Source organism: Bacillus sp. FSL W8-1143 (assembly GCF_037965155.1).
GTDB lineage: Bacteria > Bacillota > Bacilli > Bacillales > Bacillaceae > Bacillus > Bacillus pumilus.
This window is the reverse complement of record NZ_CP150182.1, coordinates 1,407,515-1,422,084: the sequence shown is the minus strand read 5'-3', so window position 1 is coordinate 1,422,084 and position 14,570 is coordinate 1,407,515. Positions and strand designations below refer to the sequence as shown.

Below are 14,570 nucleotides of genomic sequence, written 5' to 3'. Positions count from 1 at the left end.
TTGTCACAACATGATACACCCTTATACACTGGACTAAAAAAACACGCAGCAACCAATCCAGTTCAATTTCACATTCCTGGCCATAAAAAAGGAGCCGGAATGGACCCTGAATTTAGAGCATTCATTGGCGACAATGCATTAAGCATTGATCTCATTAATATAGAACCTCTTGATGATTTACACTCACCTCGAGGAATGATAAAAGAAGCACAAGATCTAGCTGCTGAAGCCTTCGGTGCTGACCATACGTTTTTCTGTATCCAAGGAACAAGCGGCGCCATCATGACAATGGTGATGACCGTATGCGGACCTGGAGATAAAATCATCGTTCCGCGTAACGTCCATAAATCGATTATGTCCGCGATTGTATTTTCTGGCGCAGTTCCTGTTTTTATTCACCCAGAAATAGACAAAGAGCTTGGCATCTCTCACGGCATTACACCAGAATCAGCGAAAAAGGCACTCACGGAGCACCCAGATGCAAAAGGTCTGCTTGTGATTAATCCGACGTATTTTGGCGTTTCAGCAGACTTAAAATCGATTGTAGACATTGCCCATTCATTTCATGTGCCTGTCCTTGTCGATGAAGCACACGGCGTGCATATTCATTTTCACGATAAGCTCCCGCTATCTGCCATGCAGGCAGGTGCCGACATGGCAGCAACAAGTGTCCACAAACTCGGCGGTTCCCTGACCCAAAGCTCTATTTTAAATATGAAGGAAGGGCTTATCTCAAAAGATCGCGTGCAATCGATTTTAAGCATGCTGACAACAACGTCTACTTCTTATTTGCTCTTGGCGTCACTTGATGTCGCTCGAAAGCGATTAGCCACTGAAGGAAAGGCACTAGCAGATGAAGCCATCCGTTTAGCTGAATCAGCGAGAAACCGTTTGAATCAAATTAATGGCATTACGTGTATTGGCAAGGAAATACTCAGTTCAGCTTCTACGTATGATTATGATCCAACGAAATTAATTATTTCAATTAAAGACCTTGGCCTAAATGGCCATGATGTTGAAAAATGGTTGAGAGAAAGCTACCGGATTGAAGTGGAGCTTTCTGACCTTTACAACATTTTATGTATTGTGACCCCTGGTGATTCTGATGAAACAATCGATACGCTTATAATGGCTATGAAAGACATTGCCGCAACCTCTACAAGTGAGAGCGGCACACAAGCGGTAACTGAAGTCCTGCTTCCTGAGATTCCATCGCTTGCCATGACGCCGCGTGATGCCTTTTACGCCACAACAGAAGTGGTTCCGTTTAAAGAAGCAACAGGCCGCATCATCGCAGAGTTTGTTATGGTGTACCCGCCAGGCATACCTATTTTTATACCAGGAGAGATTATCACAGAAGAAAATATCTCCTATATCTTTAAAAACATTGAAATTGGTCTCCCTGTCCAAGGACCAGAAGATTCAACGCTAGAGATGATCCGCGTGATTAAAGAACAGAAACCAATTTTATAAAAAAGAAACATGCAGCCCCAAATGGAGCTGCATGCTTTTTTATTTATTCAGAGGCTTCATCACAGCAATGACAGTGACCACACGTTCCGTATAGTGTTGTCACTTTTTCATTTTCAAATTGATCAATGGTCTCATTGCAATCTTGACAAATAATTGTACCCACGTACATTCCCCTTTTCTTCATTCAATATTTGAAAGCGTTTAATCTATTTCATACTTCTATAATATGATGTCACATTTAAGTTGTCAACGGTTAATTGTATGACACATTTAATTATTTTTTATGAATATGTGCTATTTTCTCATCATATTGAGGGAACGTTTCAATTGTATTTTGCTTCATATCAATTCTGTAACAATTGAGTAACAATCGAAAATTGTCAAAAAGGACATGATACACTAGAGTGACTAACAGGTAACCAGCTCCTAAAAATGTTGGGACAACCCCAAAGGATTTTGAGGTGAATAGATTGAATTTTATGAGGACACTTCTCATTATATTCCCCATGCTCTTTGTACTTAGTTCATGCTCATTTGCGTATATCATACCGAATCAGACAGACCAAGTCAGTCATATTCAAAAACCAAGAATTCTCTTTTTTACAGATGCAGAAAATCTTGATAAAGAAAGTCCTTATTATGATGCAGTCCTCGATTTAAAGAATGAATACCCGAAGGAAATGTCAAAGATGATTGTGAAAGAAGATCGTAAAGGCTGGAAAAATGAAGTAGACGAATTACCGGCTATTTTACTTGTAAATAATGAAAAAGTCATTGTGAAGGTTGAAGGAAATGTCAGCAGCAAAGAGGATATTTTATCGCCTTTATGCCACGCTTTAGACCGCGTGAATACAAATTAATGGCTTCACCTTGCACTTATATATCCATATGAAATAGCCCCCTCATGAAATGAGGGGTTTTTCTCATGCAGCGCTCAAAAAAACCCTCTCCTTGATGGAGAGGGTTTTAATAAGTTCATTATTTTACGATATGGATTGGGCTTCCAATTGCTACTTCAGCCGTTTCCATTGTAATTTCACCTAAAGTTGGGTGAGCGTGAATTGTCATTGCGATATCTTCAGCAGTCACTCCAGCTTCGATTGCAAGGCTAAGCTCTGAAATCATATCAGAAGCGCCAACACCTGCGATTTGTGCACCAATCACAAGACCATCCTCTTTACGAGTGATCATTTTCATGAAGCCATCAGTTGCGTCAAGAGAAAGTGCACGTCCGTTTGCTGCGAATGGGAATTTCGCTGCAACGATGTCGATTCCTTCTTCTTTTGCTTCTGCTTCAGTGTATCCAACAGTTGCAAGTTCTGGCTCAGAGAATACAACAGCAGGAATACCAAGGTAATCAATTTCAGCTGGCTCTCCAGCGATTGCTTCAGCTGCAATTTTACCTTCGTAAGAAGCTTTGTGTGCAAGTGGTGGTCCATCAACGATGTCACCAATTGCATAGATGTTAGATACGCTTGTACGGCATTGTTTGTCTGTTTTGACAACTCCGCGGTCAGTCAATTCAACACCAACTTGCTCAAGACCAAGCTCATCTGTGTTTGGACGACGACCAACAGTAACAAGTACGTAATCAGCATCAACTGTTTTTTCTTCACCTTTTACTTCGAAAGTAACAGTGACACCATCAGATTTTTCTTCAACGCCTTTTGCAAGAGCGTTTGTATGGATTTCAACGTTTCCTTTTTTCTTCAGGTTACGTTTAACCAATGAGCTCATTTGCTTTTCGAAACCTGGAAGGATTTCGTCTCCACCTTCAAGGATGACAACTTCTGTTCCAAAGTTTGCATAAGCAGTACCAAGCTCAGTACCGATATATCCACCACCGATAACAACTAACTTCTTAGGTACTTCTTTAAGCGCTAAAGCACCGGTTGAGTTGATCACGCGGTCTGTGTATTTAAAAGTAGGCAATTCAATTGGACGAGATCCAGTAGCAAGAATTGCATTTTTGAAAGTGTACGTCTGTGCTGAATTTTCATCCATTACACGTACAGAGTTGCTGTCTACGAAATAAGCTTCACCTTTAACGATGTCTACTTTATTTCCTTTAAGAAGACCTTGAACTCCACCTGTTAATTTGTTTACAACAGAAGCTTTCCACTCTTGAACTTTTGTGAAATCAACTGTTACGTTTTCAGCTTTGATACCCATGTCTTCAGAATGCTTAGCATTTTCGAAACGATGGCCAGCATTGATTAATGCTTTTGAAGGAATACAACCAACGTTTAGACATACACCGCCAAGTGTTCCTTTTTCAACGATTGTTACTTTTTGTCCAAGCTGTGCAGCACGAATAGCAGCTACATATCCGCCAGGACCTGCACCGATGACAAGAGTATCTGTTTCGATTGGGAAATCTCCTACTACCATGACATTACGCCTCCATTAAAATTAATTGTGGATCATTCAATAAACGCTTGATGTGGTTAAGGGCATTTTGCGCAGTAGCTCCGTCGATCATACGGTGGTCAAAGCTTAGGGAAAGAGCTAAGACTGGAGCTGCAACGATTTCGCCATCACGAACAACCGCTTTTTCAGCGATACGGCCAATACCAAGGATCGCTACTTCTGGGTGGTTGATGACTGGAGTAAACCATTGTCCACCAGCAGAACCGATGTTTGTGATTGTGCAAGATGCACCTTTCATTTCAGCTGGAGCCAATTTACCATCACGTGCTTTTGTTGCAAGCTCGTTGATTTCGTTAGACACTTCAAAAATAGCTTTGCGATCTGCATTTTTCACAACTGGAACGAGCAGGCCTTTTTCAGTATCAGCTGCAATTCCGATGTTGTAGTAATGCTTTTGAACAACTTCATCTGTTTTATCATCGATAGAAGTGTTAAGTACTGGGTACTTTTTCAAAGCAGAAGTAAGAGCTTTTACAACGTAAGGCAAGTAAGTTAACTTGATTCCTTGATCAGCTGCAACTTGTTTGAATTGTTTACGATGTGCAACAAGGTTCGTTACATCAACTTCATCCATTAATGTTACGTGAGGAGCTGTATGCTTAGAGTTTACCATTGCTTTCGCGATCGCTTTGCGGATTCCGCTCATTTTCTCGCGAGTTTCTGGGAATTCCCCTTCAAGAACTGGAGCTGCTGCCGCTTTTGGAGCTGCTTCTTCTTTCGCACTTTCAGCTGCTTGAGGCGCTGCTTCTTGAGCTGCAGAACCACCATTAACGAAGCTGTCGATATCTTCTTTTAACACACGTCCGTTTTTACCAGAACCTGCAACTTTGTAAATTTCAATGCCTTTTTCGCGAGCATATTTACGTACAGATGGCATAGCGATAACGCGTTTGTTTGGATCAGCATCTACTTGCTCTTGTGCGCCTGCACCAGTTGCTGCTGCCGCTTCTTCTTGTGCCACTTCTTTCTTCTCTGGCTCGTTACCAGCTTCAGCAGTACCTTGTACTTGAGCTTCAGTTTTTGCTTCGCCTTCTTCTTCGCTGCCTTTAAATTGAAGATTTTCGTAACCAGGTGCATCAAACGTAATGATTGTTTGTCCTACAGTTGCAACTGTTCCCTCTTCAACTTTTAATTCTAATACTTTTCCTTTAACAGGTGAAGGAATTTCTACAACTGCTTTATCGTTTTGTACCTCTGCTAAAACGTCATCTTCATTAATTTCGTCGTTTGGTTTTACAAACCACTTAACGATCTCACCTTCGTGGATACCTTCTCCGATGTCCGGAAGTTTAAATTCAAATGCCACTGTTTTTCGCCTCCTAGATTTTGTTGAATCCTTGTTGTGTATGTTTACACGGTCTTGTAATTGATAAAGGGGAAGAGAAATAAATTCTTTTCCCCTCAGTCATTTAATTAAAATTCAAGAACTTTCTTAGCTGTTTCAAGCACGTCTTTATGGTTTGGAAGCCATACGGTCTCAGCTTGAGAGAAAGCAAATACAGTATCAGGTGCAGCTACACGAAGTACTGGTGCTTCTAGGCTAAGGATTGCTCTGTCATTGATTTCAGCTACTACGTTTGCAGCAATACCAGCTTGTTTTTGTGCTTCTTGAACAACGATCGCACGACCTGTTTTTTCAACAGAAGCGATGATTGTTTCAATATCAAGCGGGCTTACTGTACGAAGGTCGATCACTTCAGCAGAAACGCCTTCTTTTTCAAGCTCTTCAGCAGCTTTAAGTGATTCGTGAACCATTGCACCGTAAGTGATGATTGAAAGGTCAGAACCTTCACGTTTCACGTCAGCTTTACCGATTTCAATTGTGTACTCTTCTTCAGGAACTTCCTGACGGAATGAGCGATAAAGTTTCATATGCTCAAGGAATACAACCGGATCATTGTCGCGGATTGCAGAAATTAATAGTCCTTTTGCATCGTAAGGTGTTGAAGGAATGACCACCTTGATACCAGGCTGTTGTGCGATAAGACCTTCTAAGCTATCAGCGTGAAGCTCAGGTGTGTGAACTCCCCCGCCGAATGGAGAACGGATTGTCACTGGAGAATGCCAGCGTCCGCCAGAACGGTAACGCATACGAGCCATTTGTCCAGAAACAGAATCTAATACTTCGTAAACGAATCCGAAGAATTGAATTTCCATTACTGGGCGGAATTCTTGTAGTCCAAGGCCAATTGCAAGACCGCCAATACCAGATTCAGCAAGTGGTGTATCGAATACACGATCCTCACCAAACTCTTTTTGCAATCCTTCAGTCGCACGGAATACGCCGCCGTTTTTACCAACGTCTTCTCCGAAAACGAGAACGTTTTCGTCATTTTTCAGTTCTGTGCGTAACGCATCAGTGATCGCTTGAATCATTGTCATTTGCGCCATGGCTTACTTCGACTCCTTCTGTTTGTAAATTTCAAGCTGTTCAACTAAGTTGAATGGTTTCACATCGTACATGTTTTCAATCAAGTCAGTGACTTTTTGCTTAGGCTGTTCGTCAGCTTCTTTGATCGCTTGTTTGATTTGTTCTTTTGCATCTTCGATGACTTTATTCTCTTCTTCTTCAGACCATAGGCCTTTGTTTTCCAAGAATTTGCGGTAGCGTACCAATGGATCTTTTTGCTCCCACTCGTTTTCATCTTCTTTTGTACGATATCTTGTTGGATCGTCACCAGCCATTGTATGTGGGCCGTAACGGAATGTAAGAGTTTCGATTAATGTTGGACCTTCGCCATTTACAGCACGCTCACGAGCTTCAGCAGTTGCTGCATATACAGCTAATGCATCCATACCGTCAACTTGTACGCCTACGATACCAGCTGCAGCCGCTTTTTGTGCAATTGTTTGCGCAGCAGATTGCTTCTCAACAGGAGTAGAGATCGCATATCTGTTGTTTTGGACAACAAAAATCGCTGGCGCTTTGTAAGCCCCTGCAAAGTTAATACCTTCGTAGAAATCACCTTGTGAAGCTCCGCCATCACCAGTGTAAGTGATTGCAACAGCATTTTTACCGCGCTTTTTCAAACCAAGAGCTACACCAGCAGCTTGAATGATTTGTGCACCGATAATGATTTGTGGTGAAAGTGCATTCAAATCTTCAGGCATTTGGTTACCAACAAAGTGTCCACGAGAGAACAAGAACGCTTTTGTTAATGGTAGGCCATGCCAGATTAATTGTGGTACATCACGATATCCTGGAAGAATGAAATCTTCTTTCTCAAGTGCAAAGTGAGTTGCAAGCTGAGAAGCCTCTTGTCCAGCTGTTGGCGCATAGAAGCCAAGACGTCCTTGACGGTTCAATGAAATTGAACGTTGATCTAATACTCGTGTAAACACCATACGGCGCATTAATTCTTTTAATTGGTCATCTGAGAGATCTGGCATTGCCGCTTCGTTTACGACTTCGCCTTTTTCGTTTAAAATTTGAAACGTTTCAAACTGCTTTTTGATGGCATCAAATTGCTTTTTGCTATCAACAATTGCTTTTTTTGTTTTTGCAGCCATTCTAAAGTCACCTCTTCCTTTCTTTTAACAGTCAATTTGTCGTGAATCCATTTATACATACAGATATAGGATAACCCAAAATACACATATGACTCCTGTATTTAATAGCCACTAGGATCGTTGTCGAAACATAAGATGATCGCTCGTTTTTGAGTTCTTCTAACTGTATTAACGATAGTTCACAAATAACTAATACAACTTCTGTTAACAAGGACTAGTTTACAACAAGAAAAATAGTCCGTCAATTGATTTAACGGCTTTATTTAAATAAATGTATTCGCTTTACTTTTTATGGTGAGCTGTATCAATCTGTTTAACAAACATATCGAACTGTACTAGTATAGTGTGTACTACTGTACTACAATAGAAAATGTTTGTTTTTGTCGAAAAATAAAAAAAGAGCTGTTTTTTCAGCTCTTTTTGGACTCTTGATCTGCCACTTTAGACAAAGCCTGTTTATGCTCATTCAATTGCTTTGTATATTGATTGAACTTTTTACCTTCTTTTCTGACTTTGCTATAAGAACGGTTCACCGTCTTCAGCTTGGATTTTAGCTCTTTATATCCTAAGTCCTTTTTCTTTAAAGATTGATATAAATGCTGATCTTGTTTCAACGCCTTTTGATATTCCTTGTAAAGCTGGTCATACGACGCATATCTTTTCTCAAGCGATTTGACCGTTTCATCTGCTTTTTCTTTTAAATTCGTATCTTGTATACGTCCCGCAGATTCCTTGACCGTTTTCAATTCTTTTTTCGATTCATCCATGCTGTCTTTTTCTGTTTTCAAATGTTCTTCTCGTTTCGCTGCAGATGCTAACGCCTGATCAGAAAGGCTTTTCACTGTTTTAGTGTGATCCTTTGTGGTTTGAATCATTTTTTTATAGAGCTGCTGCTCTTTTTTCTCATAGCTTTGCAGTGCGCCTTGCTCTTTTTCAAAGGATGCCTCTTTTTCGCTCATTTTCGTCATCGCATCTTGCATATCATGAAATGGACTTTGACCTCCGCACCCCGCCAGCAAAAGGGTACATATCCCCGCTAAAGCAGCACCTGCTTTCATGCTTCTTCTTATCTGTCTCATCACAAGGTTCCCCCTTTACATCTCCACATACCACTATAATTTTTATAGGCGTTTGTGACAAGGAAAGAGGTCATTCTGAGGAGCCGAAGAAGATTTTTTTCAAGTGATAGGCGCATGACTATACAAATAGTGCATTCATACATAGTTTATATTACACGCTTCGCCTTCACTTATGAGAGGCCGAGTGTATTTCCAAAGGAGGTCAAAAGTATGTCTAATTATAGTCATGGAAGTATGTATGGTGGATACGGCGGTTACGGGTATGGATACGGTGGTGGATATGGCGGTGGCTGTTGTTACCCAAGTTATGGCGGTGGCTACGGATACGGCGGTGGACGGACATTCGCTTTAATCGTTGTCCTTTTCATCCTATTAATCATCGTTGGCGCAGCATTCTTAGGCGGCGGTGGCGGCTGCTGCTAATGGCTGTTTAAGCCTCTGACCGGTCTCATAGGACCGGTCTTCTTTATTTCATTGCATATGTTGTGTATCATTTTATATACTTTACATACAAAGGAAATAGGAGTGAAGATTTGTGATTACCATGGAAGATATCGTACGGGACGGACATCCCGTCTTAAGACAAACAGCTGAAGCGGTCGAGCTCCCGCCGACAGAAGAGGACAAACAGCATTTAGCTGACATGATTGAATTCGTTAAAAATAGTCAGGATGCTGACATGGCTGAAAAGTATGGACTCAGACCCGGCGTTGGACTCGCGGCTCCGCAAATTAATGTCAGTAAACGAATGATCGCTGTTCACTGTGAGGATGAAGATGGAGTGGAATACAGCTATGCCCTTTTCAACCCGCGCATTGTCAGTCATTCCGTCAAAAGAGCTTATTTAACGACTGGTGAAGGCTGCTTATCTGTTGATGAAGCCATTCCTGGATTTGTCCCTCGATATCAAAAGATCAGGGTGAAGGGTACAACGCTTGAAGGAGAAGACATTGATATTCGCCTAAAAGGGTTTCCGGCCATTGTGTTTCAGCATGAAATCGACCATTTAAACGGCATTATGTTTTATGATCATATTCAAAAGGATCAGCCATTCGCTGAGCCTGACAACTCTGTTGCGATCGGCAGATCATAAAATAAAAAGAAGACCCAATAATCTAAGGGTCTTCTTTTTTTATTCTTCAATCAGGCCTAAATGAGTCACTGCATGGAATATGCCGTCTTCATCTACTGGCTTTGTCACAAAATCAGCCAAATCTTTTAGTTCATTCACAGCATTTCCCATGGCGACGCCTGTACCAGCAAACGAAATCATCTCTCGATCGTTCAGACCGTCTCCAAAGGCAACGGTATCCTTTTGCTCGTAAGGCAGTCTTTCGATAACTCGTTTAATGCCTTCAGCCTTTGATCCGCCTTTTGGCAAGACATCTGTTGACAGCTCGTGCCATCTGACAAGATCAATTTCTTCGCGGAACGCCTCGTATTGGACTTCCTCTTCTGCCTTACAGAATAACAGCATTTGAAAAATCTCGTTTTCTTTAAAGTAAGATAAATCATGTTCAGGATGCTCTGTTTTTAAAGTCCCAATCCCCTCATGGATAAACGGGTGATTTGGCACAGAAGCCTTCATCGCTTTTTCCCCCATGAAAACAAGCGGATGATCATGATGATCCGCTGTTTCATAAATTTGCTCCATTAGCTCCAGTTTAAGCGGATTGCCGTAAATGACTTCTCCCTCATACATGACATACTGACCGTTATAAGCTATAAAGGAGTCAAGCCCCAATTCCTCTAAAATAGGCTTAATTAAAAAAGGCGAACGCCCAGATGCAATGAAGAGATGATGGCCTTTTTCTTTTAATAAACGAACCGATCGCTTCGTTGATTCAGGTATTTTTTTATCATGATCATATAAAGTACCGTCGATATCAAAGAAGATGACTTTTTTATTCATATCCCGTCTCCTGTCTCTTGTTATGTATATCTACTCCCTTTCATCATACAGAAAGATTTCTGCTTTCGAAACCACTTCCTATGAAAACGCCTATTTCCCACATATAACCATGTAACATTCAATGGAAACGTCATATAATACAAGTATAAAGAGAGAACGGAATACAAGGTCTAATCTAACTTCAATTCGAAAGGAGGCGACCTGCGATGCTTCGTCGTCTGCGCAAGAAAATTAGAAGACAATGGAAGGACATGCTTCGTAAAAAATCGATCGCTTAAAAGGATCTTCCGCACATTTGCTGAAGGTCCTTTTTTCTCAGAGACTTTTCTTATGCGCGTTTTTTTAATATAATAGAAATAGCGAGTGTAACATACGGTATTTAAGGAGAGATTTGGATGATATATAAGGTATTTTTTCAGGCAAGTACTACTGAGGTACCTGTAAGAGAACACACAGATTCACTATACGTTGAAGCAGTTTCTGAAAGAGACGTACGTGATAAGTTGAAAAAACATAGCTACAACATTGAATTCATTCAGCCTGTAGACGGTGCTTTTTTAGACTATGAACGAGAAAGTGAAAATTTTAAAGTATTGGAGCTATGAGAGGAATGAAATTTGTAAAAAACGATCAGGCGGCAGTTTTTGCGCTCGGCGGTTTAGGCGAGATCGGTAAAAACACGTATGGCGTTCAATTTCAAGATGAAATCATTTTAATTGATGCTGGTATTAAGTTCCCTGAAGATGAGCTTCTTGGAATTGACTACGTCATCCCTGACTATACGTACTTAGTTAAAAACGAAGATAAAATCAAAGGTCTTTTCATCACTCACGGACATGAAGACCACATCGGCGGTATCCCTTACCTTCTCAAGCAAGTGAATATTCCAGTTTACGGCGGCAAACTCGCAATCGGCCTACTTCGTAATAAATTGGAAGAGCACGGTCTCTTGAGACAAACAAAACTTCACATTTATGAAGAAGAAGATACCATTAAATTCAGAAAAACAGCTGTGTCTTTCTTTAGAACTACACACAGTATTCCAGATTCTTATGGAATTGTCGTGAAGACACCTCCTGGTAACATCGTACATACAGGTGATTTCAAGTTTGACTTTACGCCTGTTGGCGAACCTGCCAACTTAACAAAAATGGCTGAAATCGGGAAAGAAGGCGTTCTATGTCTTTTATCCGATAGTACAAACAGTGAAATTCCAGAATTTACGATGTCTGAAAGACGCGTAGGCGAAAGCATTGATGACATCTTTAGAAAAGTCGACGGACGTATTATCTTTGCTACGTTTGCTTCAAACATTCACAGACTTCAGCAAGTGATCGAGTCCGCTGTTGCCAACGGCCGAAAAGTTGCGGTGTTTGGACGAAGTATGGAGTCTGCCATTGATATTGGACAAGATCTTGGCTACATTAAATGTCCAAAAAACACGTTCATTGAACATAATGAAATCAACCGTCTACCAGCAAACAAAGTGACTATTCTTTGTACTGGGAGCCAAGGTGAGCCGATGGCTGCTCTTTCTCGTATTGCAAACGGCACTCACCGCCAGATTTCGATTAATCCTGGAGACACTGTTGTCTTCTCTTCTTCACCGATTCCAGGTAACAATATTAGCGTAAGCCGCACCATTAACCAGCTGTACCGTGCTGGCGCTGAGGTTATTCATGGCTCACTTAATAATATTCATACATCTGGTCATGGCGGACAAGAAGAACAAAAGCTGATGCTCCGTTTAATTAAACCAAAATTCTTTATGCCGATTCACGGTGAATACCGCATGCAAAAAACGCATATTAAACTTGCGAATGATTGCGGAATTCCTGAGGAAAACTGCTTTATCATGGATAACGGTGAAGTACTTGCACTAAAAGGTGACGAAGCAAGTGTCGCTGGCAAAATTCCATCAGGTAACGTGTATATCGACGGAAGCGGAATTGGCGATATCGGGAATATCGTCTTAAGAGACCGCCGCATTCTTTCTGAAGAAGGTCTTGTCATTGTGGTCGTCAGCATGGACATGAAAGAATTCAAAATCTCTGCTGGTCCTGATCTCATCTCAAGAGGCTTTGTCTACATGAGAGAATCTGGAGACCTCATCAACGACGCACAAGATCTCATTTCAAAGCATCTTGAAAAAGTAATGGAACGTAAGACAACTCAGTGGTCGGAAATTAAGAACGAAATTACGGACACACTTGCTCCTTTCCTTTACGAAAAAACAAGACGCCGCCCAATGATCTTACCGATTATTATGGAAGTGTAATCACAAAAAGAGACACGAGCCGACTGGCTGTGTCTCTTTTTTTCATCAGTATTGAAAAAAGCCGCATATATAACATGCGGTTTCTCACTTTTTATGATTGAATTGGGAGGTGCTGGAAGTTTCTGACATCAAACAAGCCCTTTGTCGTCATTTTCACATCAGGAATGACTGGAAGTGCCAAGAAGGACAGCGTCAAAAACGGATTAAAGTCTAAGGTAAAACCTGTTTCTTTAAGCGCTTCATGAAGTGTATGAAGGCTTTCATTGACGAGATGTGCCGGCTGATCTGACAATAAACCAGAGATCGGTAATGGCAGCGTATGAAGAGAACGCCCTTCTTTAACAACAGTCAAACCGCCGCCTGCTTCTTTTAACGCCTCAATCGCTTTGATGATATCAGCATCATTTGTGCCAACTGCAATTAAGTTATGTGAATCATGTGCAACCGTTGTTGCAATCGCGCCCTGTTTGATGCCGAAGCCGCTGACAATCCCTACGCCTATTTCAGATAAACCTTGATGACGTTCAACAAGCACCATTTTCAATACATCTCTGCCTGTATCACTTGTAAATTGTCCGTTCATTTCTGAAGGAGAGACTTGTTCTAACTTTGTTTCAAGCTGATTCGGAATAATACGGATCACATTCATATGTTGATCGCCCGTGATAGGTAGTGCAATGTCTTCCTCTTGAACATCTACTGCATGAACAGATTGTAATAATGCTGGGCTTGGTGCGATCTTTTCGACACTCGGCTTGTACTCTCCGTTCTGTGCAACCAATTCACCTGCGATAAATACGCTTGTAATGTCTACATGATGAAAGTCCGAGACAAGCATAAAATCAGCATCATAGCCTGGTGCAATGGCTCCCTTTGTTTTAAGACCAAAACACTCTGCGGCATTTAAGCTTCCCATTTGATAGGCTAAAAATGGATCTAAGCCTTCTTTTATGGACATCCGTACTTGCTCATCAATACTTCCCTGTGCCATTAAATCATCCAAATGTTTATCATCTGTGCAAAAGAAAAAGCGTCTCGCATTCTTTTCATTGACAGCGGGTAAAACATTTTTCACGTTTTTGGCAACAGATCCTTCTCTCAGCATCACATACATGCCCCTTTTCACACGCTCAAGGGCTTCCTGTGCAGTTGTCACCTCATGGTCTGTTTGGATATTGGCCGTCCGGTAGACGTTGATTAAACGATCTGTTAAGCCTGCTAAATGGCCATCAATCAGTTTATTCTCGTTTTGGGCATCAAGCAGCTTTTGAAGCATATCTTCTTCTGCCTGCTCCACACCGACATAGTCCATCACCTCAGCAAGACCAAGCACTTCCTTTTCTTGATAAAGAGGCTTTAAATCTTTCGCTTTTAACGTAGCACCTGATCGTTCAAAACTTACTGCCGGTACACAGGATGGCAGCATGAAATAAATATGTAAGGCAGCTTTTCTCGCTTCTTCCAGCATAAATTGGATGCCTGTTATACCTGACACATTGGCGATTTCATGCGGATCTGTTACGACAGTTGTCACACCGCGCGGAACGACAGCTTTGGAGAATTCAGCAGGGGTAACCATTGAAGACTCGATATGAACGTGGCCATCAATAAAACCAGGCACAAGCATTTGACCTGCTGCATCAAGCTCCTGTTCTCCCTCGTACTCCCCTATCCCGACTATTTGTCCATTTTCAACAGCGACATCAGCGTCTATCCATTCCTGGTTAAACACATCCATGACTTTCGCATGTTTAATCACGAGGGCTGCTTTTTTTCTCTTTGCTGCTACCTCAATTTGATGTCTGAAAAGCTCCTTATCCAACGACACTGCCTCCTCCAAGTAAACAATATAATGTTTCTTATCGTAAACGAATCTGTTTGTCCAGTC

At 41.4% G+C, this 14,570-nt stretch carries 14 protein-coding genes; 6 read left to right on the top strand and 8 right to left on the bottom strand.

The features are described from left to right. Positions 1–1,473, top strand: a complete 1,473-nt coding sequence (locus tag NSQ36_RS07045; RefSeq protein ID WP_251191318.1) for an aminotransferase class I/II-fold pyridoxal phosphate-dependent enzyme — start codon at positions 1–3, stop codon at positions 1,471–1,473. A 43-nt stretch (positions 1,474–1,516) separates the two neighbouring features. On the opposite strand, the gene NSQ36_RS07040 is transcribed toward NSQ36_RS07045, so the two are convergent. Then, positions 1,517–1,636 carry a GapA-binding peptide SR1P gene (locus NSQ36_RS07040; protein ID WP_003212464.1) on the bottom strand — a complete coding sequence of 40 codons (120 nt, stop codon included), beginning with the start codon at positions 1,634–1,636 and terminating at the stop codon, positions 1,517–1,519. A 316-nt stretch (positions 1,637–1,952) separates the two neighbouring features. On the opposite strand from NSQ36_RS07040, the gene NSQ36_RS07035 reads away from it, so the two are divergent. After that, complete coding sequence (locus tag NSQ36_RS07035; protein WP_223250645.1) at positions 1,953–2,333, top strand: hypothetical protein; 381 nt, start codon at positions 1,953–1,955, stop codon at positions 2,331–2,333. Between the two features lie 118 nt (positions 2,334–2,451). Here the strand turns inward: NSQ36_RS07035 and lpdA are convergent, their stop codons facing one another. The 5 genes from lpdA to NSQ36_RS07010 form a co-directional block, all read right to left on the bottom strand. Continuing rightward, the gene (gene lpdA, locus NSQ36_RS07030; protein ID WP_003211097.1) at positions 2,452–3,864 is read right to left on the bottom strand and encodes a dihydrolipoyl dehydrogenase; all 1,413 of its coding nucleotides are present in this window, start codon (positions 3,862–3,864) and stop codon (positions 2,452–2,454) included. A 4-nt stretch (positions 3,865–3,868) separates the two neighbouring features. After that, positions 3,869–5,209 carry a dihydrolipoamide acetyltransferase family protein gene (locus NSQ36_RS07025; RefSeq protein ID WP_003211261.1) on the bottom strand — a complete coding sequence of 447 codons (1,341 nt, stop codon included), beginning with the start codon at positions 5,207–5,209 and terminating at the stop codon, positions 3,869–3,871. Positions 5,210–5,316: 107 nt separating this feature from the next. After that, complete coding sequence (gene pdhB / locus NSQ36_RS07020; RefSeq protein WP_003211433.1) at positions 5,317–6,294, bottom strand: pyruvate dehydrogenase complex E1 component subunit beta; 978 nt, start codon at positions 6,292–6,294, stop codon at positions 5,317–5,319. A 3-nt stretch (positions 6,295–6,297) separates the two neighbouring features. Then, complete coding sequence (gene pdhA, locus NSQ36_RS07015; protein WP_003211678.1) at positions 6,298–7,413, bottom strand: pyruvate dehydrogenase (acetyl-transferring) E1 component subunit alpha; 1,116 nt, start codon at positions 7,411–7,413, stop codon at positions 6,298–6,300. Between the two features lie 410 nt (positions 7,414–7,823). Next, positions 7,824–8,492, bottom strand: coding sequence for a YkyA family protein (locus NSQ36_RS07010; RefSeq protein WP_251191320.1), 669 nt, complete (start codon positions 8,490–8,492; stop codon positions 7,824–7,826). Between the two features lie 234 nt (positions 8,493–8,726). On the opposite strand from NSQ36_RS07010, the gene NSQ36_RS07005 reads away from it, so the two are divergent. Together NSQ36_RS07005 and def are read left to right on the top strand one after the other, a co-directional pair. Beyond that, positions 8,727–8,915 (top strand): YjcZ family sporulation protein, encoded by a 189-nt coding sequence (locus NSQ36_RS07005; RefSeq protein ID WP_041816227.1) that lies wholly within the window; start codon positions 8,727–8,729, stop codon positions 8,913–8,915. A gap of 112 nt (positions 8,916–9,027) precedes the next feature. Continuing rightward, positions 9,028–9,585 carry a peptide deformylase gene (def, locus tag NSQ36_RS07000; protein ID WP_137054685.1) on the top strand — a complete coding sequence of 186 codons (558 nt, stop codon included), beginning with the start codon at positions 9,028–9,030 and terminating at the stop codon, positions 9,583–9,585. A gap of 39 nt (positions 9,586–9,624) precedes the next feature. Here the strand turns inward: def and NSQ36_RS06995 are convergent, their stop codons facing one another. Beyond that, entirely contained in the window at positions 9,625–10,404 is a 780-nt protein-coding gene (locus NSQ36_RS06995; protein ID WP_251191321.1) for a Cof-type HAD-IIB family hydrolase, read from the bottom strand. Positions 10,405–10,799: 395 nt separating this feature from the next. Between NSQ36_RS06995 and NSQ36_RS06990 the strand changes: the two genes are divergently transcribed. Next, positions 10,800–11,009 carry a DNA-directed RNA polymerase subunit epsilon gene (locus NSQ36_RS06990; protein WP_003211882.1) on the top strand — a complete coding sequence of 70 codons (210 nt, stop codon included), beginning with the start codon at positions 10,800–10,802 and terminating at the stop codon, positions 11,007–11,009. A 5-nt stretch (positions 11,010–11,014) separates the two neighbouring features. Beyond that, on the top strand, positions 11,015–12,682 hold the full coding sequence (rnjA, locus tag NSQ36_RS06985) for a ribonuclease J1 (protein WP_003212511.1): 1,668 nt from the start codon (positions 11,015–11,017) through the stop codon (positions 12,680–12,682). Positions 12,683–12,773: 91 nt separating this feature from the next. Here rnjA and ade read toward each other — a convergent pair whose 3' ends face one another. Beyond that, on the bottom strand, positions 12,774–14,504 hold the full coding sequence (gene ade, locus NSQ36_RS06980; RefSeq protein ID WP_251191322.1) for an adenine deaminase: 1,731 nt from the start codon (positions 14,502–14,504) through the stop codon (positions 12,774–12,776). Between the last annotated feature and the right edge of the window lie 66 nt (positions 14,505–14,570).

Coding starts and splice junctions, on each gene's coding strand:
- NSQ36_RS07035 (WP_223250645.1), top strand. CDS start 1,953: ATGAGGACACTTCTCATTATATTCCCCATGCTCTTTGTACTTAGTTCA.
- lpdA (WP_003211097.1), bottom strand. CDS start 3,864: ATGGTAGTAGGAGATTTCCCAATCGAAACAGATACTCTTGTCATCGGT.
- pdhB (WP_003211433.1), bottom strand. CDS start 6,294: ATGGCGCAAATGACAATGATTCAAGCGATCACTGATGCGTTACGCACA.
- pdhA (WP_003211678.1), bottom strand. CDS start 7,413: ATGGCTGCAAAAACAAAAAAAGCAATTGTTGATAGCAAAAAGCAATTT.
- NSQ36_RS07010 (WP_251191320.1), bottom strand. CDS start 8,492: ATGAGACAGATAAGAAGAAGCATGAAAGCAGGTGCTGCTTTAGCGGGG.
- NSQ36_RS07005 (WP_041816227.1), top strand. CDS start 8,727: ATGTATGGTGGATACGGCGGTTACGGGTATGGATACGGTGGTGGATAT.
- NSQ36_RS06995 (WP_251191321.1), bottom strand. CDS start 10,404: ATGAATAAAAAAGTCATCTTCTTTGATATCGACGGTACTTTATATGAT.
- NSQ36_RS06990 (WP_003211882.1), top strand. CDS start 10,800: ATGATATATAAGGTATTTTTTCAGGCAAGTACTACTGAGGTACCTGTA.
- rnjA (WP_003212511.1), top strand. CDS start 11,015: ATGAAATTTGTAAAAAACGATCAGGCGGCAGTTTTTGCGCTCGGCGGT.